The 23940-nt window shown below is 70.5% G+C and carries 24 protein-coding genes; 16 read left to right on the forward strand and 8 right to left on the reverse strand.

Translation table 11 applies throughout. The features are described from left to right. Positions 1–14: 14 nt before the first annotated feature. Positions 15–1547 (reverse strand): carboxylesterase/lipase family protein, encoded by a 1533-nt coding sequence (locus ACO0LU_RS05835; protein ID WP_424790464.1) that lies wholly within the window; start codon positions 1545–1547, stop codon positions 15–17. Between the two features lie 7 nt (positions 1548–1554). Further along, positions 1555–2526: a type I pantothenate kinase gene (coaA, locus tag ACO0LU_RS05840; RefSeq protein WP_424788988.1), complete on the reverse strand. Its 972-nt coding sequence runs from the start codon at positions 2524–2526 to the stop codon at positions 1555–1557. A 140-nt stretch (positions 2527–2666) separates the two neighbouring features. Between coaA and glmS the strand changes: the two genes are divergently transcribed. The 10 genes from glmS (at position 2667) to ACO0LU_RS05890 (ending at position 13455) form a co-directional block, all read left to right on the forward strand. Beyond that, positions 2667–4526: a glutamine--fructose-6-phosphate transaminase (isomerizing) gene (glmS, locus tag ACO0LU_RS05845; RefSeq protein WP_424790465.1), complete on the forward strand. Its 1860-nt coding sequence runs from the start codon at positions 2667–2669 to the stop codon at positions 4524–4526. Positions 4527–4560: 34 nt separating this feature from the next. Then, a complete protein-coding gene (locus ACO0LU_RS05850; protein WP_424790466.1) occupies positions 4561–4911 on the forward strand; it encodes a holo-ACP synthase in 351 nt (116 codons plus the stop codon). Next, positions 4908–6521 carry a bifunctional ADP-dependent NAD(P)H-hydrate dehydratase/NAD(P)H-hydrate epimerase gene (locus ACO0LU_RS05855; RefSeq protein ID WP_424790467.1) on the forward strand — a complete coding sequence of 538 codons (1614 nt, stop codon included), beginning with the start codon at positions 4908–4910 and terminating at the stop codon, positions 6519–6521. The genes ACO0LU_RS05850 and ACO0LU_RS05855 overlap by 4 nt, the downstream gene beginning before the upstream one ends. Next, positions 6518–7726, forward strand: a complete 1209-nt coding sequence (gene alr, locus ACO0LU_RS05860; RefSeq protein ID WP_424790468.1) for an alanine racemase — start codon at positions 6518–6520, stop codon at positions 7724–7726. Before ACO0LU_RS05855 ends, alr begins: the two co-directional genes overlap by 4 nt. After that, positions 7719–8282 carry a tRNA (adenosine(37)-N6)-threonylcarbamoyltransferase complex ATPase subunit type 1 TsaE gene (gene tsaE, locus ACO0LU_RS05865; RefSeq protein WP_424790469.1) on the forward strand — a complete coding sequence of 188 codons (564 nt, stop codon included), beginning with the start codon at positions 7719–7721 and terminating at the stop codon, positions 8280–8282. The genes alr and tsaE overlap by 8 nt, the downstream gene beginning before the upstream one ends. Further along, positions 8257–9096 carry a tRNA (adenosine(37)-N6)-threonylcarbamoyltransferase complex dimerization subunit type 1 TsaB gene (tsaB, locus tag ACO0LU_RS05870; protein ID WP_424790470.1) on the forward strand — a complete coding sequence of 280 codons (840 nt, stop codon included), beginning with the start codon at positions 8257–8259 and terminating at the stop codon, positions 9094–9096. The genes tsaE and tsaB overlap by 26 nt, the downstream gene beginning before the upstream one ends. A gap of 78 nt (positions 9097–9174) precedes the next feature. Continuing rightward, positions 9175–9654: a ribosomal protein S18-alanine N-acetyltransferase gene (gene rimI, locus ACO0LU_RS05875; protein WP_424790471.1), complete on the forward strand. Its 480-nt coding sequence runs from the start codon at positions 9175–9177 to the stop codon at positions 9652–9654. Continuing rightward, positions 9651–10520: a sulfurtransferase gene (locus tag ACO0LU_RS05880; RefSeq protein ID WP_424790472.1), complete on the forward strand. Its 870-nt coding sequence runs from the start codon at positions 9651–9653 to the stop codon at positions 10518–10520. Before rimI ends, ACO0LU_RS05880 begins: the two co-directional genes overlap by 4 nt. A gap of 96 nt (positions 10521–10616) precedes the next feature. Next, positions 10617–11666: a tRNA (adenosine(37)-N6)-threonylcarbamoyltransferase complex transferase subunit TsaD gene (gene tsaD, locus ACO0LU_RS05885; RefSeq protein WP_424790473.1), complete on the forward strand. Its 1050-nt coding sequence runs from the start codon at positions 10617–10619 to the stop codon at positions 11664–11666. A gap of 94 nt (positions 11667–11760) precedes the next feature. Continuing rightward, positions 11761–13455 (forward strand): glycoside hydrolase family 3 protein, encoded by a 1695-nt coding sequence (locus ACO0LU_RS05890; RefSeq protein ID WP_424790474.1) that lies wholly within the window; start codon positions 11761–11763, stop codon positions 13453–13455. Between the two features lie 40 nt (positions 13456–13495). Here ACO0LU_RS05890 and ACO0LU_RS05895 read toward each other — a convergent pair whose 3' ends face one another. From ACO0LU_RS05895 to ACO0LU_RS05910, 4 genes are all read right to left on the reverse strand, one after another. Then, positions 13496–14053, reverse strand: a complete 558-nt coding sequence (locus ACO0LU_RS05895) for a hypothetical protein (RefSeq protein ID WP_424790475.1) — start codon at positions 14051–14053, stop codon at positions 13496–13498. 3 nt (positions 14054–14056) lie between these two features. Then, on the reverse strand, positions 14057–14443 hold the full coding sequence (locus ACO0LU_RS05900; RefSeq protein WP_424790476.1) for a PadR family transcriptional regulator: 387 nt from the start codon (positions 14441–14443) through the stop codon (positions 14057–14059). Between the two features lie 78 nt (positions 14444–14521). Next, entirely contained in the window at positions 14522–15664 is a 1143-nt protein-coding gene (locus ACO0LU_RS05905) for a glutamate--cysteine ligase (protein WP_424790477.1), read from the reverse strand. Positions 15665–15668: 4 nt separating this feature from the next. Then, complete coding sequence (locus ACO0LU_RS05910; RefSeq protein ID WP_424790478.1) at positions 15669–16883, reverse strand: class I SAM-dependent methyltransferase; 1215 nt, start codon at positions 16881–16883, stop codon at positions 15669–15671. 237 nt (positions 16884–17120) lie between these two features. On the opposite strand from ACO0LU_RS05910, the gene groES reads away from it, so the two are divergent. Continuing rightward, positions 17121–17417: a co-chaperone GroES gene (groES, locus tag ACO0LU_RS05915; RefSeq protein ID WP_424788970.1), complete on the forward strand. Its 297-nt coding sequence runs from the start codon at positions 17121–17123 to the stop codon at positions 17415–17417. A gap of 97 nt (positions 17418–17514) precedes the next feature. Here groES and ACO0LU_RS05920 read toward each other — a convergent pair whose 3' ends face one another. Next, a complete protein-coding gene (locus tag ACO0LU_RS05920) occupies positions 17515–17805 on the reverse strand; it encodes a WhiB family transcriptional regulator (protein ID WP_424789016.1) in 291 nt (96 codons plus the stop codon). 305 nt (positions 17806–18110) lie between these two features. Between ACO0LU_RS05920 and ACO0LU_RS05925 the strand changes: the two genes are divergently transcribed. Continuing rightward, positions 18111–19259 (forward strand): MerR family transcriptional regulator, encoded by a 1149-nt coding sequence (locus ACO0LU_RS05925; RefSeq protein WP_424790479.1) that lies wholly within the window; start codon positions 18111–18113, stop codon positions 19257–19259. A gap of 27 nt (positions 19260–19286) precedes the next feature. Beyond that, complete coding sequence (gene guaB / locus ACO0LU_RS05930; protein WP_424788968.1) at positions 19287–20813, forward strand: IMP dehydrogenase; 1527 nt, start codon at positions 19287–19289, stop codon at positions 20811–20813. Positions 20814–20861: 48 nt separating this feature from the next. On the opposite strand, the gene ACO0LU_RS05935 is transcribed toward guaB, so the two are convergent. Beyond that, positions 20862–21620: an exonuclease domain-containing protein gene (locus ACO0LU_RS05935; RefSeq protein ID WP_424790480.1), complete on the reverse strand. Its 759-nt coding sequence runs from the start codon at positions 21618–21620 to the stop codon at positions 20862–20864. A gap of 151 nt (positions 21621–21771) precedes the next feature. On the opposite strand from ACO0LU_RS05935, the gene ACO0LU_RS05940 reads away from it, so the two are divergent. The 3 genes from ACO0LU_RS05940 to ACO0LU_RS05950 are packed head-to-tail and all read left to right on the forward strand — an operon-like array spanning position 21772 to position 23938. Further along, positions 21772–22896, forward strand: a complete 1125-nt coding sequence (locus ACO0LU_RS05940) for a GuaB3 family IMP dehydrogenase-related protein (RefSeq protein ID WP_424790481.1) — start codon at positions 21772–21774, stop codon at positions 22894–22896. Continuing rightward, positions 22896–23420, forward strand: coding sequence for a hypothetical protein (locus ACO0LU_RS05945; RefSeq protein WP_424790482.1), 525 nt, complete (start codon positions 22896–22898; stop codon positions 23418–23420). Before ACO0LU_RS05940 ends, ACO0LU_RS05945 begins: the two co-directional genes overlap by 1 nt. Continuing rightward, a complete protein-coding gene (locus ACO0LU_RS05950; RefSeq protein WP_424790483.1) occupies positions 23417–23938 on the forward strand; it encodes a hypothetical protein in 522 nt (173 codons plus the stop codon). Before ACO0LU_RS05945 ends, ACO0LU_RS05950 begins: the two co-directional genes overlap by 4 nt. Positions 23939–23940 lie beyond the last annotated feature (2 nt).

Consider the following 23940-nt stretch of genomic DNA (forward strand, 5'->3'; position numbering starts at 1 on the left):
AGGCCGACAGGACCTCAGCGGCCGCGCTCTACCTGCACCGCGATCCGCTCGAAGCGGTAAGGATCCCGGCCGGTCCAGCTCTCGGTGTCGAACACCCGCGCGATCGGCTCGGTCGCGGTGAAGGGGGCCCACCCGGGATCACCGTCGACGATGAAATCGCCGATCGCCCCGTGCATCTCATCGGCAAGGCCCACCGGGGGTTCCGCACCGGCGGCCCGGGCCACCCGGTCGGCGGTGAGGTTGTGCCAGGCGAAGGGCAGGTCGAGGCAGTGCGAGGACAGGCCCGTCAGCGGTGAGCGCCACCGGAAGTCCCACGCCCAGGTCGGAGCCGAGGTCTCGGCGCGGGCGGCGCCGATGCGCACCACCGGGTACCGGAACAGACGGTCGGTGATGGCCTGGCCGACCAGTTCGGTGCCGGTCAGATCCGGAAACGCGGCCGGGTACGCCCTGGCCCGGGCGGCAGGCATCCCCAGGCCACGCAGCAGCCGGGAGGTCAGGCCCGGGCCGAGGTCGGTCCGGACCAGCGTCGCGAGATGATTGAACTCGTGGCTGGTGGCACCCAGGAGCAACGGTCGCTGCGCTGCGGCCAGGTCGGTCCTCAGTTCCGAACCCAGTGGTTCTGTTCCCAATACCGGCCCGAACCAGGTGACGTTCTCCCGTTCACGCAACACCCGTCCCAGGTGCCGCAGCCCCTCCCACAGCCCGCCGCCGATCAGCGCCCGCTCCGCGGTCACGAGCTGCTCCCGGGCCACGGCGGACCAGCCGGCCACGGAATGCTCCACCCCGCAGGCACGGGCCACCTGCTGCCCCACTTCGGCGGCCGTCTCCGCGGTGATGTCGGGCAGTGGTGCCGAGTGGCTGATGGCCCTGCCGAACAGGTCCGCGGTGGCCGGGCTGGCCAGCAGGGCCAGCACGGAGCCACCTCCCGCGCTCTGCCCACCGATGGTCACCCGCCCGGGGTCCCCACCGAAAGCGGCGATATTGCGTTGCACCCACTCCAGGGCGGCGATCTGGTCCAGCAGCCCTCGATTGTCCGGAGCCCCGGGCACGTGGCCGAATCCCTCGAAGCCCAGCCGGTAGGTGATCGACACCGTGACGATGCCCCGGCGGGCGAAGCCGGTGCCGTCGAACCAGGCGCCCCCGGGCGCGCCGCCGACGTAGGCCCCGCCATGGATCCAGACGTAGACGGGCAACTTCGCTGCCGCGTCGGTGGTGGGGGTGAAGACATTCAGGTTGAGGCGTTCCGAGCCCGGTACGTGCACCTCGGGGACCGTGTGGGTGGCCCGGGTGGGACCCAGGGTGGGGGTGGGCCCGTTCGCCAGCGCCGGCCGCACGCCTTCCCATCCCGGATGCGGCCGCGGGGCGGCGAAGCCGGCCGCACCCTCGGGGGCCGCAGCGTAGGGGATGCCGCGGAACGTCAGCACATCCGGTCCGGACCTGCCCGCCACCGAACCGGCCTCCGTGGTCACCGGATCGGTGTCCGGCACCTGCCCGCCGCACCGTCGCTCCTTCGGCTCCGGGCCCGGTGCGGGGTTGACGCTGCTCATGGACGTCTCAGATCTTTCGCAACCGGATCCGGGCAAGGCGGTGCTCGGCGTCCTTATGCAGTACGAGGGTGGCCCGACCGCGGGTGGGCAGGACGTTCTCGATCAGGTTCGGCTCGTTGATCCGGCTCCAGATGTCCAGGGCTTTGGCGCGGGCCTGGGCGTCATCCAGGTCCGCGTAGCGGTGGAAGTACGAGGCTTCCTGGGCGAACGCGGTCCGGCGCAGCCGCCCGAATCGTTCCACGTACCATTCGCGCACGTGGGCGGTTTTGGCGTCGATGTAGATGGAGAAGTCGAAGAAGTCGCTGACCGCCAGGGAGGGTTCGCCGTCGGCGCTCACCCGGGCCGGTGCCAGCACGTTCAGGCCTTCCACGATGAGCACGTCCGGGCGGTGCACCACGATCTGCCTGTCCGGAACGATGTCGTAGGTCAGGTGGTCATACACCGGCGCCGCCACCGCGTCCGCCCCGCCCTTGACGCGGGCGAGGAAGTTCAGCAGCGCGCGCCGGTCGTAGGACTCCGGGAACCCCTTGCGCTCCATCAGGCCGCGCCGCTCCAGTTCGGCGTTGGGGTGCAGGAACCCGTCGGTGGTGATCAGTTGCACCCGGGGTGTCTCCGGCCAGCGGGCCAACATCTCGCGCAGCACCCGGGAGGCGGTGGACTTGCCCACCGCCACCGAGCCGGCCACCCCGATCACGAACGGGGTGGGGCCGTTCTTCTCCCCGAGGAAGGTGGTGGTGGCCTCGCGCAGCCGCTGGCTGGCCGCCACGTAGAGGTTGAGCAGCCGGGACAGGGGCCGGTAGGCCGTGTCGACCTCATCCAGGTCGATCGGGTCGCCCAGCCCGCGCAGGTTGTCCACGTCGGCCGCGGTCAGGGGCAGTGGGGTGGAGGCGGAGAGCCGGCTCCAGTTGGCCCGGTCGAACTCCACATAGGGCTCTGCCGATTCCCCGGGCAGGTCGGCCAGATCAGCGAAGTCGGTCATCACCACGCACCTACTCTCCCACCCCGAGCGGACCGGTGGGGACCGGTGGGGACCGGACTGGGCCGCCTCCGGTGTGATGTTGCCGATCGTGGTACCCGGCTTCACGGCACCGCCGGGACGCGGGTTATACAGTGTGCCTCATGTGCGGAATCGTCGGATATGCAGGCCCACCTACCGCTGATGACAGTCCCCTGGAGGTGGTGCTGGAGGGCTTGAAGCGCCTGGAGTACCGCGGCTACGACTCCGCCGGTGTCGCGCTGGTGAACTCGCAGGGACTGGCCACGGCCAGGCGGGCCGGCAAACTCGCCAACCTGCTCGGTGACCTCGAGGCGAACCCGCTGCCGCCGGCCAGTGCGGGCATCGGGCACACCCGGTGGGCCACCCACGGGGCACCCACGGACGCCAATGCCCACCCGCACACCTCCGCGGACGGACGCCTCGCGGTGATCCACAACGGGATCATCGAGAACTTCCACCCGCTCAAGACGGCGCTGGTGGCCGAGGGTGTGGCCTTCACCTCCGAGACCGACACCGAGGTAGTGGCCCACCTGCTCGGTCAGGCCTATGCCGACACCGGAGACCTGACCGAGGCGATGCGTACGGTCACCGCCCGCCTGGAAGGTGCCTTCACACTGCTCGCGGTGCACGCCGAGCAACCCGGCACGGTGGTGGGCGCTCGCCGCAACTCACCCCTGGTGGTGGGCCTGGGGGAGGGGGCGAACTACCTCGGCTCCGACGTGGCAGCCTTCATCGCCTCCACCCGTGAGGCGATGGAGGTGGGTCAGGATCAGATCGTCACCATCACCGGTGATCAGGTGCAGATCATCGACGCCGACGGCAAACCGGTCACCGACGCCAACCGTTACACCGTCGACTGGGACGCCGACGCCGCAGTCAAGGGCGGGTTCGACACCTTCATGGACAAGGAGATCCACGACCAGCCCCAGGCGGTCGCCGACACGCTGCGCGCCCGGATCGGCCCGGACGGGACCCTGATGCTCGATGAGATGCGCATCAGTGAGTCGGTGCTGCGCAGCGTGGACAAGATCGTGGTGGTGGCCTGCGGCACGGCCGCCTACGCCGGGCACGTGGCCAAGTACGCCATCGAACACTGGTGTCGCATCCCGGTGGAGGTGGAACTGGCCCACGAGTTCCGCTACCGCGACCCGGTGGTCTCCGAGAAGACGCTCATCGTGGCGATCTCCCAGTCGGGGGAGACGATGGACACCATCATGGCCATCCGGCACGGCCGCGAGCAGGGCGCCAAGGTGCTGGCGATCGTCAACACCCACGGTTCCACCATCGCCCGCGAGGCCGATGCGGTGCTCTATACCCACGCCGGCCCGGAGGTGGCCGTGGCCTCCACCAAGGCCTTCCTGGCCCAGATCACCGGCTGTTACGTGCTCGGGCTGTACCTGGCCCAGTTGCGCGGGTACAAGTACATCGACGAGGTCGCCGGCTACCTCGAGGAACTCGCGGCGATCCCGGCCAAGATCCAGACCGTCATCGACCGCGAGCACGAGGTCCGCGACGTGGCCCGCTCGATGCAGGATGAGACCTCGGTGCTCTTCCTCGGCCGGCACGTGGGTTACCCGGTGGCCATGGAGGGGGCGCTGAAACTCAAGGAACTCGCCTACATCCACGCCGAAGGGTTCGCCGCCGGGGAACTCAAGCACGGTCCGATCGCGCTGATCGAGCAGGGCCAGCCGGTGTTCGTCATCGTGCCCACACCGCGCCGCCCTACCCTGCACGCCAAGGTGGTGTCCAACATCTCCGAGATCCGTGCCCGCGGCGCCCGCACCCTCGTGATCGCCGAGGAGGGGGACGAGGAGGTCACCGCCTACGCCGACGTCATCTTCAGGGTGCCGCGCACCCCCACGCTGATGATGCCGCTGGTGACCGTGGTGCCGCTGCAGATCTTCGCCTCGGCTCTGGCCGCAGCCAAGGGGTATGACGTGGACCAGCCGCGTAACCTGGCCAAGTCGGTCACCGTGGAGTGATCCCCGGGGCGAGCGTCGGAGGAGAGGAACACACGTGATCGTGGGCGTGGGGATCGATGTGGTGGACGTGCAGCGGTTCATGGCCACCCTGCACCGGGCACCCGGACTGCGTGAGCGACTGTTCACCCCCGTCGAGCGGGACCTGCCCGATGCATCCCTGGCGGCGAGGTTCGCCGCGAAGGAAGCCATCGCCAAGGCGATGGGGGCCCCCAGTGGGATGAGTTGGCAGGACGCCACCGTGCTCCGGATCGCCGGTGGCCCACCGCAGGTGGAACTGACCGGCTCGGTGGCCGCGGCCGCCCAGAACCTGGGGATCCGCAACTGGCTGCTGTCCATCTCCCACGACGCCGGGATCGCCTCGGCGATGGCACTGGCGCAGCGATGATCCGCGGTTACAGCGCCCAGGCGGTTCGCGACGCCGAGGCCCCGGCCCTGGCCGAGGGCCGCCCGCTGATGCGCAACGCTGCCTTCGCCCTGGCCACGCGCACGGTCGCGCTGTTGCGCCGTCACCACATCGCGGTCCCGGGAGCACGGGCGCTGGTGCTGGTGGGCGGGGGGAACAACGGCGGCGACGGGTTGTTCGCGGCCGCGGACCTGATCGACCGTGGCGTTCAGGTGCGGTGCGTCCTGGCCCACGAGCGGCCCCACCCCGAGGGGCTGGCCGCGGCCCGGCGGGCGGGTGCGCAACTGGTGGACCTCGCCGGTGGTGTCGGCGCCGAGGATATGTCCCGGCTCGGGCAGTGGGCCGATGTGTGGGTGGACGCCCTGGCCGGCATCGGCGTGCAGGGCGCGCTGCGCGGCCTACCTGCGCAGGTGGTTCAGGCTCTGCAGCCGATCCGCAGCGGTTCCCCGGTGGACCCGCTCGTGGTGGCGGTGGACGTGCCGAGCGGTGTCGGAGCGGACCCGGTCCGAGCCGCCCCTCCACCTCCTGCGACCGGCGAGAGCGAAACCGGTCCGGGCGGACCGGGTAACCACGATGAGCGGGCCGGCGGCGTGCTCCGTGCCGACCTCACCGTCACGATGGGTGCACCGAAGACTTCCCTGCTGATCCCCCCAGGAGTCCACCACGCCGGCCGGGTGGAGGTGGTGGACCTGGGCCTTGGCGGGTCCTTCGCCGCGCAGGAGTCGACCGTGCACCGGCTCACGCCCACCGACGTGGCCGACCTGTGGCCCGTTCCCGAACCAGCCGACCACAAGTACACCCGGGGCGTGGTGGGCCTCGTCGCCGGATCACCGCGATTCCCCGGCGCCGCACTGCTGTGCGCGGCGGCCGCCCTGGGAGTGGGCGTGGGCATGGTGCGCTACCTGGGCCGCCGCGAGGTAGCCGATGCGGTGATCGGCGCCCATCCGGAGGTGGTGCCGGAGGACGGGCGCGTGCAGTCCCTGGTGATCGGACCGGGGATGGCCGACGACGACGACCTCGCCGCGGCGATGCGCCGGGCCCTGCGCGGTTGGGGCCTGGGCGAGGAGGGCCCCGAGGATGGCGATGCCGCGGTGGCGGTGGTGCTGGACGCCGGCGCCTTGGACCACCTGCCGGACGCCCCGGCCGTACTGGCCCGCAAACCGGTGGTGCTGACCCCGCACGCGGGGGAACTGGAGACGCTGCTGCGGCGCTTCGGGGATGAGGTCCGGCGCGAACAGATCGAGGCCGACCCATGGACCTGGGCGCACCGGGCGGCCCGGCGCACCGGGACCACCGTGCTGCTCAAGGGCGCCATTACCGTGATCGCCCCGCCCGACGGCGGTCCCGGATACAGCCAGGCCGATGGCACGCCCTGGCTGGCCACGGCCGGTTCGGGCGATGCACTGGCGGGGGTTCTCGGGGCGATGTTCGCCCAGGCCCACCCCGGCGACGTCGCCGCGATAGCCGCAGCCGCCGTCGTCGTGCACGGGCGGGCCGCGCACCTGGCCGGTGGTCCGCTGCGTTCGGTTGACCTGGCCGCAGCCGTCCCGCGCGCGATCGCCGATATGCTCCGGACGGACCCGAACCGATGAGCACCCGAACCCCGGCGCCGGGCGCCGGCACAGCGAGTGGGGCGCACTACCATCCGGCCGAGGTCATCGTGGACCTGGCAGCCATCCGCGCCAATGTCGCCACCCTGGCCGAGGTGGCACCCACCGCCGAGGTGATGGCCGTGGTCAAAGCGGACGCCTACGGACACGGTCTGCTCCCGGTGGCCCGCACGGCGCTGCAGGCGGGGGCAACCTGGCTGGGCGTGGCCCAGTTCAGTGAGGCACTGGCCATCCGCGAGGCCGGGATCACCGCTCCGATGCTGGTCTGGTTGTACACCCCGGGAGCACCGCTGGAGCAGGCGGTGCGGGCCGATATCGATCTGTCGGTCTCGGCCGGCTGGGCCTTGGATGAGGTGGTCCGGGCTGCGCGCAGCAGCGGACGCACCGCGCGTATCCACCTCAAGATCGACACCGGGATGGGCCGTGGCGGGGTCTTCGCCCAGGCCTGGCCGGATCTGGTGGCCGCGGCCATGCGCGCCCAGGCCGAGGGGGCGGTGCAGGTGGTGGGGGTCTGGTCCCACCTGGCCCGAGCCGATGAGATCGGTCACCCCTCGATCGCGGCGCAGGTGCAGGCGTTCACAGACGCGGTACACCTGGCCGAGGCCGCCGGTGCCCGGTTGTTGGTGCGCCATCTGGCCAATTCCGCGGGCACCCTGACCGCGCCGCAGACCCACTTCGATCTGGTCCGTCCGGGGATCGCCAGTTACGGGCTGACGCCGGCGCCGCAGTACCGCAGCGCCGATGGGTTCGGCCTGGTCCCGGCGATGCGGATGGAGTCCGAGGTCATGCTGGTCAAGGACGCACCGGCGGACCAGGGCATTTCCTACGCCCACCTCTACACCACCACCGAGGAGACCAGGCTGGCCGTGATCCCGTTAGGGTACGCCGACGGCATCCCGCGGCACGCCTCCAACGTCGGGCCGGTGCGCGTGGGTGGGCGTACCGTGCCGATCGCCGGTCGGGTGTGCATGGACCAGTTCACCATCGACCTTGGTCCCGCACGGCCCGATCACCCCGAGGTGGTACCCGGGGAACGGGCGGTGCTGTTCGGCACCGGTGCCAACGGCGAACCGACCGCCCAGGACTGGGCCGATGCCGCAGGCACGATCAGTTACGAGATCGTGGCGCGGATGGGTGCCCGCATTCCGCGCACGTACCTCAACGCCCTCGGCGTCGATGATGAGTGAGTCAGAGACCGCCTCGGACGGTGGCGACAGCGCCCGCTGGGTGCATCGCCTGGACCTGCCCACCAGCGCCCACACCACCGAGTTCGGTCGTCGTCTGGGCAGCATGCTGCGGGCCGGCGACATGGTGGTGCTGACCGGGGACCTGGGCGCCGGCAAGACCACGCTGACGCAGGGGATCGGGTCCGGTCTGGGCGTGCGCGGGCGGATCGCCTCACCGACGTTCATCATCGCCCGCACCCACGCCGCCACCGGCCCCGGACCCGCGCTGGTGCACGTGGACGCCTACCGGCTGCGCAGCCTCGCCGAGGTCGATGACCTGGACCTGGACACCACCCTGGCCGAGGCGGTCACCGTGGTGGAATGGGGCGCGGGCCTGGTGGAGGGCTTGGCCGAGGACCGGTTGGAGATCATCATCCACCGGATGCGCGGCGCCGGCGGCGATGTAGGAGAGCAACCCCGGTGGGCCACGATCAGCGCCCATGGGGCCCGGTGGGCCGATGTGGCACCGGAGGACATGACCGGGAGGACCGATGTCGAGGGACACAATGGTGAGTAAGCACACCGAGGCCGACGCCGGCGAGGGCCTGGTGCTGGCCCTGGATACCTCCAGCGATGCCGCGGTGGCGTTGTGCCGGACCGGGCCGGGGGAGGAACCGGTGCAGGTCCTCGCCCGGGCCCGCAGCGGCGATGGCCGCCGGCACGCCGAGACCCTGGTCCCGATGATCCAGCAGGTCCTCACCGAGGCGGGAGCCGATGCCGATCAGGTCGGTGCCGTGGTGGCGGGCACCGGGCCGGCACCCTTCACCGGATTGCGGGTCGGGCTGGTCACCGCGCGCGGTTTCGCTCGTGCCCGCGGCATCAGTGCCTACGGGGTCTGCTCGCTCGACGCCCTGGCGCTCGAATCCGGTGCCGGCGGGTCGGTTGTCAGCGCCGGCGGTACGGGCGGGCTGGGCCCACCGGAGGTGCTGGTGGTCACCGATGCCAAGCGCCGGGAGGTCTACTACGCCCGGTACCGGGTGGGCGCCGAGGATGTGACGGCGGTGGCCGGTCCGGCCGTGGCGGCACCGGCCCAGGTAGCCGCCGACCATGCCGACCTGATCGAGGCCGGTGCCGTGTTCGGACCGGCCGCGGCTTTGTATGCCGATGTGTTCACACCCGCCGCCGGCGCCACACCAGCCGGTGCGGCCGGAAGCAGTGAGGCCGGCCCGGTTCCGGATGGTGCGCTCGCACCCGGTGCGCCGGTGGACCCGGCGCTGCTCGCGCAGATCATGGTGCACCGGCGCTCCCACGATGGGGACCTCTCGCTGGAGCCGAGGTACCTGCGCCGGCCCGATGTGCACCAGAGCGCCGGCCGCAAGCGCGCCTCCTGACCTGATCCAGCTGATCTGGATGCCGCACACCCGCCCTGCCGCAGAGCGCTGAGCCACCGGGCGCGGCAGCATGGGCACATGTCTGCCGCGCCCCTGATCCGCCCGATGGCCCCCGCCGACCTGGACGACGTGCTCGATCTGGAGCCGGTGCTGTTCGGCACCGGGGCCTGGAACCGGGCCACCTACGAGACGGAACTTGCCATCCCCGGCCGACGTTACGTCGTCGTCGAGCGTGCCGGGGAACTCGGCGGCTACGCCGGGATCGACCTCGCCGAACAGGCGACCATCATGACGGTCGGAGTCGCCCCGGCCCATCGGCGCCGCGGCCTCGGCCGGGCGTTGATGCAGGCCCTGCTGGACCAGGCCGAGGCGGCCGGGTGCGCGGAGGTGTACCTGGAGGTTCGTGCGGATGATCCGGGCGCCCAGGCCCTGTACGCTTCCTTGGGATTCGGGCCCGTGGGGCGCCGGCGCGGTTACTATCAGGGCACCGACGCCCTGACCATGCGGCTGCGGCTGCGCGGGCCGGGTCCCGTGGGATCGGAGAGGAGGCAGACGTGAGTGACCACACCACCTTGCGCCGGGGCGTTCTCGTCACGGCCGAGGAACTGGCGCAGATGATGTCACCGATGCGCACCGACCTGGTGGTCCTGGACGTGCGCTGGTCCCTGGCGGAGCCGGACGGTCACCGCGCCTATATCGCCGGGCACATCCCGGGTGCGCACTTCGTGGATCTGGCACGGGATCTGGCCGGCCCACCGGGACCGGGTGGGCGCCACCCGTTGCCCGACGCGGACGACCTGCAGGCCGCTGCCCGGCGTTGGGGCATCAACAATGGCGATGCCGTGGTCGTCTACGACGACTCCGGGGGCACAGCCGCGGCACGGGCATGGTGGCTGCTGCGCTGGGGAGGGCTATCCGACGTGCGGATCCTGGACGGCGGGTTGCGAGCCTGGAGTCGCAGCGGGGGCATTCTCGAGGACGGCTCGGTCGCGGTGGCCGCAGGCGGTGTGACCCTCTCGCCCGGGCACATGCCGCTCACCGATGCCGAGGGGGCTGCCGATATCGCCCGTCGCGGTGTGCTGCTCGATGCCCGCGACCGGGACCGCTACACCGGGGCGCGCGAGCCGGTGGATCCCGTAGCCGGGCACATTCCCGGTGCTCGCAGCGCTCCCACCATTGAGAACCTGCACGAGGACCAGACGTTCCTGACCGACGCCGAGATGCGTGAGCACTTCGAGCAGGTCGGGGTGCGCGAGAGTGATCAGGTGGCGGTCTACTGCGGGTCCGGAGTGACCGCGGCCCACGAGGTGGCGGCGTTGAACTCGATCGGCATCGACGCCGCCCTCTACCCCGGCTCATGGTCTCAGTGGTGCGCCGACTCCGACCGGCCCGTGGCCACCGGGCTGGAGCCGTCCGGCACCTGAGAGGGCACCGGCTCCGTTCGTCGTGGGGAAGCAGCGCCTCAGTGGCCTCGGTCACGCTCGCACCGGTGGCACCGCCGGAATGCGTACCCTGGGCAGGTGCACACTCCCCTGGTTCTGGGCATCGAGACCTCCTGCGATGAGACCGGCCTCGCCCTGGTGCGAGGGCTCGATCTGCTTGTCGACGTCACCGCCTCTTCGATGGATGATCACGCGCGGTTCGGCGGGATCGTCCCGGAGGTGGCCTCCCGGGCTCATCTGGAGGCATTCGAACCGACGCTGAACCACGCGCTCGAGCAGGCCGGGGTGGCGCTGAGCGAGGTCGACGCGATCGCCGTGACCTCCGGGCCCGGGCTGGTGGGGTCCTTGACGGTGGGAGTGGCCGCGGCCAAGTCATTGGCCTTCGGCCTGGGGGTGCCGTTGTACGGGGTGAACCATGTGCTCGGCCACGTCGCAGTGGACGCATTGGTGCACGGCCCGTTCCCGCCGGTCTTCATCGGCCTGGTGGTCTCCGGTGGTCACACCAGCCTGCTGTTGGTACGTGACATCGCCACCGATGTGGTGGAACTGGGCCAGACCCTGGACGACGCCGCCGGGGAGGCCTTCGACAAGGTCGGCCGGCTGCTCGGGCTGCCCTACCCGGGGGGACCACACGTGGACCGGCTCGCTCAGGACGGTGACCGCACCTCGTTCGCCTTCCCCCGCGGGCTGAGCCGGCCCAAGGACCAGGCCGTGCACGCCTACAATTTCTCCTTCTCCGGACTGAAGACGGCGGTAGCACGGGTGGTGGAATCCTTCGAGGATGCCGCCACGCAGGTCCCGGCCGCCGACATCGCCGCCTCCTTCTCCGAGGCTGTCGCCGATGTGCTCATCGCCAAGACGGTGGCCGCCTGCCGCGAGCACGAGGTCGACACCGTGGTGATCGGGGGCGGCTTCTCGGCCAACTCCCGGTTGCGCGCCCTGGCGGCCGAGCGGTTCGCCGAGGCCGGGATCACTCTGCGCCTGCCGCCGGTGCGCTATTGCACCGACAACGGCGCCATGATCGCCGCCCTGGGCTCGGCGGTGGTGGCTTCGGGGTTGGAGCCGTCCCCATGGGACTTCACCACCGACTCGGCGATGGAACTGACGCAGGTACTTGCGAGCACCTGAGCGCCGCCGGTGGGTGCCGGATCCGTGGGTAGTGGCGCGTCGACGTCGTTCGTCACACCAGCCGGGTCTGCGCACCAGGTGCGAGAGTAGGGGCATGCACCACGGTCGATCCCGCTCACGGCGCAGCCCAGTGGCCGCCCTCGGCCTCGCCGCGCTCATCCTGGTCGCCGGGTGCGCCGCGCCCGGCGACCAACCCGACACCGGCGCGACCGACCCCGCGCCCGAGCAAACCGCACAGCCCACACCCACCCCGACGCCGTCGCCCGAGCCGGACCCGGAACCGACGCTGACCTGGGGTCCCGCGGAGTCCGACCTGGCGGCGGCCACCGAGGTGGCCGAGCAGATGGACGATGACGAACTGGCCGGTCAGGTGATCATCGCCCGGTACTCCGGGACGCACCCGGGCGAGGCCGCCGCGCTGGTGCAGGCCTATCACCTGGCCGGGGTGATCCTGTTCGCCGAGAACATCACCTCCACCGACCAGGTCCGGGACACCGCCGCTGCCGTCCAGGAGCGGCAGGCCGAGATGGGCCGGGACTGGCCGGCGGTGATCTCGGTGGACAACGAGGGTGGGCAGGTTCAGCGGATGTCGGCTGAGAGCGGGGACTGGACGACGTTCCCGCCGTTCGCCGCCGCCGGGGCCGCCGATCCCGAGGCGGTCTCCACGGCGATGGCGGCGATGGCCACCGAACTGCGTGCCAGTGGGGTGACGATGAACTTCGCCCCGGTCGCTGACGTCTCGATCGGTGCTGCGGACCCGACGATCAACATGCGTGCCGCCGGTGATGACCCGCAGCGGGTCTCCGAGACGGTGCGAGCGGCGCTGACCGGGTTCGCCGCCGGCGGCGTGCTCACCTCGGTGAAGCACTTTCCCGGCCATGGGGCCCTGACCGTGGACTCCCACGACGACCTACCGGTACTGGATGCGGGCGAGCAACACCTGGCCGAGCGTGACCTGGTCCCGTTCGCCGATGCGATCGAGGCGGGGGCACCGATGGTGATGCTCGGTCACATCGCGGCACAGGCCTGGGACGAGGGGGTGCCGGCTACGTTGTCGCCGCGCGCCTATGAAGTGCTGCGGGAGGACCTGGGCTTCACCGGTGTGGCGATCACCGACGGGCTGGATATGGGAGCCCTCACCGCTACTCGTACCTCCGGGCAGATCGCGGTGGAAGCACTGGACGCGGGTGCGGACCTGCTGTTGACCCCGGCCGACACCGCCGGTGCACACGCGGCGATCATGGCCGCGCTCGAGGACGGCTCGCTGGACCGCGATCGGGTGCAGGAGGCCGCAGGGCGGGTGATCGCGCTGCAACGTTGGCAGGCCGGGCTGGCCGAGGAGGCCGGGGAGGTCGACGGCGGCGACGTGGGCTCGGCCGCGCAGGCAGCACGGGATCTGAGCGCCGCGGCGATCACCGTGGCGGCGGGGGAGTGCTCGGGGGAACTGGTGGGCCCACGGTTGCATTTGCGCGGCGGCACGAGTGCGGACTGGACCGCGTTCGCCGAAGCCGCCGAGCGGGCCGGCCTGGACGTGGTGCCCCTGGAGGAGCCCGCGGACACCTCGATCAGGTTGATCAGCGCTGGTACGTCGGCGGCCGGTGGTGACGTGGCGATCGCCCTCGACGGCCCCTGGCAACTGGCCGGCGCCGACGCCCCTACCTTGATCGCGACCCACGGGCGCACCGCCGGAAGCCTGGAGGCGCTGGTGGACGTGCTCACCGGTGCGGTCGATGCCCCGGGACGGCTCGCGTTCGCCGTCGAGGGCCTGCCCGCCAGTGCCTGTGCGTGAGTTGGGCGTGCGAGGCCGGTCTCACCGCAGTTGGCCGGTCTCAGCGGGCGACTGGTGCGGTGGTGCGGCGGTGCTGGTGGCGGGGGAGGAGGCGCCAGAGGCGGGCAGCGAGGACGAAGATGAGTGCGAACGCGATCAGGCTCCCCCAGGAGACACCGGTGAAGGTAGCCCCGAGGTAGGCGTCGTGGGCCTCGGTGGTGATCTGGACGCCGAGGAAGGAGATCCGGACCGGCTCGGCCAGACCGGCACCGAGCAGGGTGTTCAGGCTCCCGAACACGTAGGTCGCGCAGGCGAAGAACCACGCCACCAGGGCCACGGATACGGCCGCGGCCCCGTGGTGCCAGGTGGGCCGGCCGTGAGGCTCGGCGTCCAGGTACTGGCGAGCAAGCGCACGGGGTCTGCCGTGGTCGCTGATCGCCGCGGACATCCCGTCGCGACCAGCAGCCACCCCCAGGTTGGCCTTGAGTTCGCGCAGCACGCCCTTGCGCCGCCTACGGGGTATCGGGTCCAGCCACAGCCCCACGGTCTGCAGGTACCAGAAGCGTTGCCAACGGTCGGTCAGGGACAGTTCCGCTGGGTCGTCTGGTTCGGTGTTCATACCTCACGCTCCAGATGGGATGGTTGTGGTTGGGCGGTCGGTCCGACCTGGCGAAGGGGTCTCGGACAGGATCTTCGTCACCACGTCGCAGAGATGGCCCCACGATGCCCGGCCGGCAGTCAATGCCTGGCTGCCGGCGTCGGTGGGCAGGTAGTACTTCCTCGCGGGCCCCGAGTTGGAGGCCTCCAGTCGGGAGGCCAACCTGCCCTCGCGTTCCAACCGGGTGAGCACCGGATAGACCGTGCCGGGGGCGATGGATTCCAGACCGGCCGCGCGCAGCCGGGTCACCAGTTCGTAGCCGTAGGACTCCTGCCGGTGCAACAGGGCCAGCACCAACATCGGCAGCACCCCTTTGAGTAACTGCGGGTCCCGGGTGACGTCCTCCTGCATGGCTAGGAGGCTAAGACGGCTAGTAGGTAATGTCAACTACTGAGAGTTCCGGTTGGCCCGCCTGCGGCCCGAGGTGCCTCAGTCGATCGGGTGGCCAGCCTTGAACTCCGCGACCAGGTGGGCCACAACCGCGTCGAGTCGTCCGTCATTGCGCCGAGCTACCCGGCGCTGGCGGGCCGCGCCGCCACCTGTATCGATGATCCGGCGCACTCCGGCCAGTTCGCTCGCGCAACCCAGGTCCGCCGCGATCGGAGCCAGCACCTCCAGCACGTGCTGCAGGTGCTCGGTCACCAGTTCCTCGCGGCCGTCGGCGTCCAGGATGATGATCGCCTCCAGGCCGTAGCGAGCCGCACGCCACTTGTTCTCGGCCAGGAACCATGGGGTGATCGCCGGCAGTGCCTCACCGGCATCGATCATCCGGGAGAAGTACTCCACCAGGCAGTGCGTCAGCGCTGTGATCGCGGCCAGTTCGGTGGCGTTGGACAGCCCGTCGCAGATGCGCATCTCGATGGTGCCGAACTGCGGGGCCGGCCGCAGGTCCCAGCGCACTTCGGTGAAGTCCTCGATCACGCCGGTGTGCAGCATGTCGGCCACGTACCGCTCCAATTGCGACCACGTGCGGATCTCGGTGAACGGCAGCCCCGCCGTCGGTAACTGTTGGAACAGTAGTGACCGGTTCGAGGCGTATCCGGTATCGCGGCCGGACCAGTACGGCGAGGAGGCCGACAGCGCCAGGAGATGCGGGTAGAAGGTGAGCAGTGCCCCCAGGATCGGCAGCACCTTGTCCCGGTCCTCGATGCCGACGTGCACGTGCACCCCGTAGATGAGCATCTGGCGGCCCCACCACTGGGTGCGATCGATCAGGGTGGCGTAGCGCTCCTTGTCGGTGACCTTCTGGCCGCCCCAGTCGGCGAACGGATGGGTGCCCGCGCACATCAGGTCCACCCGCAGCGGATCGGTGATCGAACGCACCAGGTCCACCGAGCCGGCCAGGTCGGTCATCGCCTCCGGGGTGGTCCGGCACACCCCGGTGACCACCTCGACCGTGTTCAGGAGTAGTTCCTGACGGATGGTCGGGTGCTGGGAGCCGTCGTCCGGGGCCACCGCGTCGAGCACCGTCTGGGCTACTTGGCGCAGGTCTCCGGAGTCGGCGTCGACCATCGCCAGTTCCCACTCAACCCCCAGGCTGGACCGGGACGAGGGGGCGAACTCAAGTCTCACGCCCTCATTCTCGTCCCGCGGTCTCGAGCGGGTCCACCACGAGCACCGATTGCTCACCCTGTAGACGGGTGAGCACGATCGTGGCGGAGGCGTCGCCGGAGAGTTGCAGTTGCTGACGCAACTGCTCGGGGACGACGGCGGTACCGCGTTTCTTGATGGTCACCCGCCCCACGTTCCGGTTGCGCAGGTAGGCCCGGAGGCGCTTCAAGCCGAAACCGAAATGGTCCAGCACGCGGTAACTGCGGGCGAAGGGAGTCGTTACCGGCTGGGCGGTCGTGATGTAAGCGATCGAGGGATCCACCAGGTGGCCGCCCAGCTGGTCGGCGACGTCGGCGACCAGTCCGGCGCGGATGATCGCCCCGTCGGGTTCGTGCAGATAGGCGGCGAGCAGGCCGTCGGGCGCCTGGGTCGCGCGGGCATCGGCATCTCCGGACCACCCGAGGTGGTGCGTACCGGCGTCGGTGAGCAGGATCGCGCTGCGGCCGGCGCCCTCGGTGGCGAGCCGACCGAACCACAGGCCGGCCTCCACCACCGCTCCGTTCACCGAGACCCATTGGGCGTGGGTGTGGCTGGGTAGCGCGGTGTAGGGAATCCCCGGCGCGACCTTGATGCCCAGGTCGGGAATCGTGTCGGCCAGGGCGAGCACCGTGTCCAGGTCGGGGGAGTAGGCCTTGGGATCGAAGACGCGGTTGCCGCGCCGGGTGCGCCGGGCAGGGTCGGTGAAGATCGCGTCGACGCCTTCGGCCAGCAGGTCCAGTTCGAGGCCATCGGCGTGGCGCACCTGTGCTTCGGGGAATGCGCGCAGATTCATCTGGGCGCAGGCGGCGGTGGCCTCATCCTTCTCGATCGCCAGCACCCGCAGGCCCAGGCCCGCCATCGCCAGGGAGTCCGCGCCCAGACCGCAGCCCAGATCGGCCACGAGGCCGGCCCCGGCCTCGGCGTAACGGCGCGCATGCAGCGCCGCCACCTCCAACCGGGTGGCCTGCTCCAGCCCTTCGGCTGTGAGCAGCATGCCGGAGGCGAACTCGCCGAACTTCTCGACCGCCTTGGCGCGTAGCCTGGACTGGGTCAGGGCGGCCGCCACCAGATCCGGGTCCAGGCCCCGGGCGCGCAAGCCCTCGGAGATGCGCAGGGCTGCGTCCTCGGAGTACGGGGGGAGTTGGCCGAGCAGCGCCCAACCTTCCGGGGTGAGCAGGCGCGCGAGCGCGGCAGGATCCATACTCACGATTCTGCCAGGGCGCACCGGTGCAGCGGTTCGGTGGAGCGACGTGGACCACATGATTAGCACTCACCTTGACCGAGTGCTAACGGCAATCTAGATTGGACCCCGAGGGGCCCCACCCGGGGTCCCGACCGTTCACCAGCGGTGCATGTCCGACCCCCGCGACGGCGGAGGTGCGTGGTTGGTAGCGGTCCATTGTCCTGGTTCCCATCACATGCGAAGGGGAGGTCCGTAGTGTCGGTCTCCATCAAGCCGCTCGAGGATCGGATCGTCGTCAAGACGCTCGAGGCCGAGCAGACCACCGCGTCCGGTCTGGTTATCCCGGACACCGCCAAGGAGAAGCCCCAGGAGGGCGAAGTCCTGGCGGTGGGCCCGGGCCGGATCGATGACAACGGCAACCGCGTCCCGTTGGACGTCACGGTTGGCGACAAGGTCGTCTACAGCAAGTACGGCGGCACCGAGGTCAAGTACGGCGGTGAGGATCTGCTGATCCTCTCGGCGCGCGACGTTCTGGCGATTGTCGAGAAGTGACCCGCCGCTAGCGGCTACGGCTGCTGAGCAAAATACCGAGCCCCGGTTCCCTTCGGTGGGAACCGGGGCTCGGTTGCGTTCGGGGTCCGGGAGGTACTCAGCTGGCGGCGGGCATCCGGGCGGCCAGGATGTCGGTGCGCTCGTCCTCGGTGAGTCCGCCCCAGACGCCGTAGGGTTCACGCACCTTCAGGGCGTGCTCACGGCACTGCTGGATCACCGGGCACTCGGCGCAGATCGCCTTGGCGTTGGCGTCGCGGCGACGCCTCGATGCGCCGCGCTCGCCTTCGGGGTGGAAGAACTGCTCGGAGCCGGTTGCCCGGCACGCGCCTTCGTACTGCCATTCCCAACGTTCCATGACGGGTCCGGGGAGTCTGGATAGTTCGGCCATCTCAGTCCTTCCATCGGTGGTGGATGAGTTCAACGGGACACACGCTACAACCGCTCCAGAAGTTATTCAAGGGTGATGCGCAAACTATTCGAACCTTCTCGTAGATTGTTCAGTCGCACCCGGTGCTTGTTCATGCGTGCGAGCCAACTTGTTCAAAGCTGATCCGCCGCCTAGTCTCTAGGGCAGGAATGGCCCGTGCTCGGGCTCGAAGAGGTCGCCCGTGTGGGCTCGGACAGGACGCCCGTGTGGGGTGGGCCCGGACAAGTCGCCCGTGGGGGGCCCGGACAGGAAGGGGAGGTGGGTCGGTGTCATCAACGTCGCCGGGGCCCCCGGAGGATCTTGGCGACGGCATCCGGTTGACGGTTGCCGGGGTCGCGGCCCGCCTGGGAGTGGCCGCTCCCACACTGCGTACCTGGGCCCGGCGGTACGGACTGGGGCCATCCGGTCACGTGGCCGGCAGTCACCGCCGGTACGAGGCATCGGACCTGGCCAGGCTGGAGACGATGCGCCGCCTCACCTTGGAGGGTGTGGCACCGGCAGATGCCGCCGAGATTGCGCTGCGGGGTACCGATGTGCCCGACGGTGAGGCGCAGGCCGAGGAACCGGACGCCGGGAACGGTGCCGCACCAGCCGGGGAACCGGACGCGAGGAACGGTGCCGCACCAGCCGGGGGACCGGACGCCGGGAACGGTGCCGCACCAGCCGGGGGACCGGACGCGAGGAACGGTGCCGCACCAGCCGGCCGTCCTGGCTCGGCCGAAGACACCACGCCCGCTGCTGGTCCGCCTGCGCAGAACGGCCGGAAGGGTCATGCGCCGGCCGGAGCCGGTCCGGAGGACGAGGAGCCCATGGTGGCCGACCCGCTCACCGTGGCCGCGGCCGCGATCGACGGGGATCATCGGCGGCTGGCGCGCCTGATCAGGCGAGCCGGACGTGAGCACGGTCTGCTGGACGGCTGGCTGATGGCGGTGCGCCCCGCGATCGAGATGGTCGCCCAGCGCCCGCAGCCGGATCGCCCGGGGCGCGACCCGGAACGGCTGTTGCGTGCCCAGATGCTGACCGTGCTCGCCGAGGCCACCTCCGAGCCGGAGCCGGATCGGATCCAGGCGTTGGTGCAGTGTGTACCGTCGATGAGTACCGACGCCCACGTGCTCGCCACCGAGATGACGCTGCGTGGAGCGCACGTTCGGGTGGCGCATCAACGCCTGGAGGCTGATGGCGGCCAGGCGCTGCTGGACCTGGTAGCCCGCCAGCAGGGAATGTTGACAGTGATCCTGGGGGAGTCCGAGATCGCAGAGAACCTGGTGCGGGTCCTGTGCGAGCGGGGCGATGAGGTCTTCCTGATCGCCCTCACCGACACCATCGCCCCTCGGGACGGCCTGCACCGCGCCCGCACCCTCAGTGGGGCGCTACATGAGATCATGAGCCTGCTCACCCAGACCGCCCGACCCTAGACCGCGACGGCCACGTAGACTTGGGGTGTGACCGAACCTCAGCCCGCCGCCACCGCCCCTGATCCCTTCGCGTTCGTCGGACTGACCTACGACGATGTGCTGCTGCTTCCCGGGGAGACCGACGTCATCCCGAGTGAGGCCGATACCTCCACCATCCTGACGCGTCGGATCCCGCTGTCGATGCCATTGATCTCGGCAGCGATGGATACCGTCACCGAGGCGCGGATGGCCATCGCGGTGGCCCGGCAGGGTGGGCTGGGTGTGCTGCACCGCAATCTGGCCATCGAGGACCAGGCCGCCCAGGTCGACCTGGTGAAGCGGTCCGAATCCGGGATGGTCACCAACCCGCTCACGATCGGCCCCGACGCCACCCTGGCGGAGATGGACGCGCTATGCGCGCAATTCCGGATCTCGGGTCTGCCGGTGGTCGATCCCGAGGGCGTGCTGCTGGGCATCATCACCAACCGCGATCTACGGTTCGTGCCCGGGGAGAGTTTCGAGACCACCAAGGTCCATGAGGCGATGACGCCGATGCCGCTGGTCACCGGGGGAGTGGGCATCACCCGGGCCGAGGCCGCGGCGCTGCTGGGCAAGCACAAGGTCGAGAAACTGCCGCTGGTCGATGCCCGCAACGTGCTTCGCGGTCTGATCACCGTCAAGGACTTCGTGAAGTCCCAGCAGTACCCGTTGTCCACCAAGGACGAGGAGGGCCGTCTGCGCGTGGGAGCGGCGGTGGGCTTCTACGGTGACGCCTGGGAGCGGGCCACCGCGCTGGCCGAAGCCGGTGTGGACGTGCTGGTGGTCGACACCGCCAACGGCCACGCCCGGTTGATGCTGGACATGGTGCGCAGGCTGAAGTCGGATCCGGCCACCAAGGACGTGCAGGTGGTCGGCGGCAACATCGCCACCCGTGAGGGAGCCCAGGCGCTGGTGGACGCCGGCGTCGACGCGGTCAAGGTGGGGGTGGGCCCCGGATCGATCTGCACCACCCGGGTGGTGGCCGGGGTGGGGGTGCCGCAGATCTCCGCTATCCACCAAGCGGCGCTGGCTGCCCGCCCGGCCGGGGTGCCGGTGATCGCTGACGGCGGACTGCAGTATTCCGGCGATATTGCCAAGGCACTGGTGGCGGGCGCGGACTCGGTGATGCTCGGTGGTCTGTTCGCCGGGTCCGACGAATCCCCCGGTGACCTGGTGCTGGTCAACGGCAAGCAGTACAAGCGCTACCGGGGCATGGCCTCCCTGGGGGCGATGCAGACCCGGGGGGAGCGCCGCTCCTACTCCAAGGACCGCTACTTCCAGGGCGATGTCTCCGATGACGACATCATCACCGAGGGGATCGAGGGCCAGGTGCCCTACCGGGGACCGCTGAGCCAGGTGGTGCACCAGTTGATCGGCGGGTTGCGCCAGTCGATGTTCTACGTCGGTGCCCGTACGGTTCCGGAGTTGAAGGAGCGCGGATCGTTCGTGCGGATCACGCCGGCGGGCTTGAAGGAATCCCACCCGCACGACGTGCAGATGATCGCCGAGGCACCCAACTACGGCGGGCGTCGCTGACGCAGGCTGCTCGAGCGGTACTCCCGGCGCCGGCCCCGTCGGACTTGCTCAGGCGACCGAACGGTCGTGGGAGGCCATGGGCACGGCCGGCGCGTCGTCGTCCTCCCTGCCCAGGGGCCAGTGCAGGCTGGCGCCGGGACCCTCGAACCCGGTGGAGGCGCGCCAGGAGTTGAAGTTCTGCGCCCAGGCCCGGTGCTGCCCGGCCTGCCACTGGTGGAGCTGGTCCAGGTCCTGGGTGAGTAGTTCGGGGTGGCGGTGGGCCTGCGCGGCCAGGACATCCAGGGTCGCGGCGACGTCGACGTCGGCGGTGTGCAGGTTGCCGGCGTCCTCCACCCCGTACACCTGGCACAGGTCCACCAGCTTGCGCTTGCCCCGGCGGTAGCGGTCCAGTGCCCGGTCCAGCACCAGCGGATCGATCACCGGCGACAGCGGGCGGCCCAGCCGTTCACCGATCGTGGGCAGCCGGTGGCGTTCCAGTTCGGCCTCGATGATGGTCAGGTCGAAGGTGGCGTTGAAGGCCACCACCGGCACGTCCCGGGAGAAGGCGGCGGTCAGTTCGGCGGAGATCTCGGCCAGGGCCTGCTTCGGGTCCATCCCGTTGGCGCGTGCGTGTGCGGTGCTGATCCCGTGGATCGCGGCCGCCTGCTCGGGGATCTCCACCCCGGGGTTGATCAGCCAGGTGCGCTGCTCGGTGCCGTGCGGACCCCGTCCCACCAGCGCGGCGGTGACGATTCGGTCCCGGAACGGGTTCACGCCGGTGGTCTCGGTGTCGAACCCGAGGAGGGGGCCTTGGGTGAGGGCGGTCATGTCAACCTCGCTGGTGCCGGTGGATCGGTATGTCCCGACCATGGCACAGGGCACCGACATCGCCACTGAGCCGCGCCCGGCGGGGACCGGGATCGCCGACGCCCCTGTGCACTCCCACCCGTCCGCACCGGGACCGAGTAGCCTTTGACCCGTGAGTATCGAGATCGAGATCGGACGCGGAAAGCGGGGCCGGCGGGCCTATTCCTTCGACGACGTGGCCGTGGTGCCCTCCCGGCGTACCCGGGACCCCGAGGAGGTGTCGGTGGGCTGGCAGATCGACGCCTACTACGTGGACCTCCCGGTGCTGGCCGCCCCGATGGACTCGGTGATGAGCCCGACCACCGCGATCCAACTCGGCACACTCGGTGGCATCGGTGTGCTGGATCTGGAGGGGTTGTGGACCCGGTACGAGAACCCCGAACCACTGCTGCAGGAGATCGCCGAGTTGCCGGCCGCCGGCGCAACGGAGCGGATGCAGGAGATCTACTCGGCCCCGATCATTCCTGAACTGATCACCCAGCGGCTGCAGGAGATCCGTGACGCCGGGGTGACCGTGTCCGGGTCGCTGTCGCCCCAGCGCACCCAGGAGCACTGGCGCACCGTGATCGAGGCCGGCGTGGACCTCTTCGTCATCCGCGGCACCACGGTCAGCGCCGAGCACGTCTCGGGCCAGGCCGAGCCGCTGAACCTCAAACGCTTCATCTATGAACTCGACGTGCCGGTGATCGTGGGCGGGGCCTCCACCTACACTGCCGCGTTGCACCTGATGCGCACCGGCGCCGCCGGGGTGCTGGTCGGTTTCGGCGGGGGAGCGGCGCACACCACCCGCACCACCCTGGGCATCCACGCCCCGATGGCCTCGGCTGTGGCAGATGTGGCCGCAGCCCGGCGTGACTACCTCGATGAGTCCGGCGGCCGGTACGTGCACGTGATCGCCGACGGTGGTGTGGGCCGCAGCGGCGACCTGGTCAAGGCGATCGCCTGCGGGGCCGATGCGGTCATGCTCGGTGCGGCACTGGCCCGGGCAGATGAGGCGCCGGGCCGAGGGTGGCACTGGGGCCCGGAGGCGCACCACCCTCAGCTCCCCCGTGGGGAGCGGGTGCAGGTGGGCTCGGTGGGCAGCATGGCGGAGGTCCTGCTCGGCCCGGGCACCAAGGCCGACGGCACCGTGAACATGTTCGGCGCGCTGCGCCGGGCAATGGCCACCACCGGGTACTCCGACGTCAAGGAGTTCCAGCGCGTGGAGGTTGTCGTCTCGCCCTACCACCCGCGGTGATGTCCGCCCCCGGCGGGGATGCGGCCGGCCTGGGTCCGGCCGGTGGAGGTTCCTCCGCTGCGGGTCCGGGTTCGCCGGGTGTGACGTCCGGGGGGTCTGCCGGCGCGGCTCGCGGGTCCGATGTGATGGCCGACGGCGACGCCGGGAGCAGCGGCGTACACCTCCCGCAGGTGCGCATCACCGAGGCGGACCGACTGGATGCTACCGAGGTCATCGCACTGTGGCACCGCGCGGGCCGGACCCGGCCATGGAATTATCCCCGTTCCGATTTCGACCAGGCCCGCACCAGCCCGGTCTCCGCCGTGCTGGTCGCCCGCCTACCGGGGCCGGCGGTGATCGAGCAGCACCGGGTGGCCGGGACTCCGGAGGCCTCGCCCCAGCACGGAGACATCGTGACGACCGCCATGGTGGGCGTAGACGGTTACACCGACCAATCGGTGACGGCGCTGGGCCGGTGGCTCACCGGGGATTCGATGGATCCACTCGCTCCGCGTGCCTCCGAGCGCGGAACGCGTACGCCATGACGACCGGCAACCTCGGCGAGCTGGCCGCCGCGATCGAGGCCCTGCTACTCCCCCCGGAGGGCCCGGCGTCGTGTGTCCCGGTCATGTTCGGGCACTGGCCCGGCGGCAAGCCACTCGATGAGTGGTTCACCGCAGATTCAGTCAGCGGCTGCGCCGGTTCACTGCAGGTGAGTCTTGACGAGGGGCAGGACGTGCTCACCGTCGAACACGCCGGAGCGTGGTGGTCCGAGGAGGACTCGGTGGTGGTCTCCACCGCCCGTCGTGTGCACCTGCGCACGCACCGCACCTACCCGCCGCAGGCCTACCGTCCCTGGGCACCGCGAGCCTTCACCCGCACCATGGACTACCGCACCGCTCCCGGAGTGGTCATCGACAGCGACGGCTCCCGGGCCCGGTGGTACCCGCCTGATGCATCGCCACGGCCCTGGCATGTGGGTGCCTCTCGGGCCCCGGCTCTGGAACTGCGGTTGCTGTGGCCGCTGACCGAGGCCGACGGGACCGGCCGGCGCGAGCGGTGAAC

Source organism: Pseudactinotalea sp. Z1748 (assembly GCF_049725185.1).
GTDB lineage: Bacteria > Actinomycetota > Actinomycetes > Actinomycetales > Beutenbergiaceae > CALKWS01.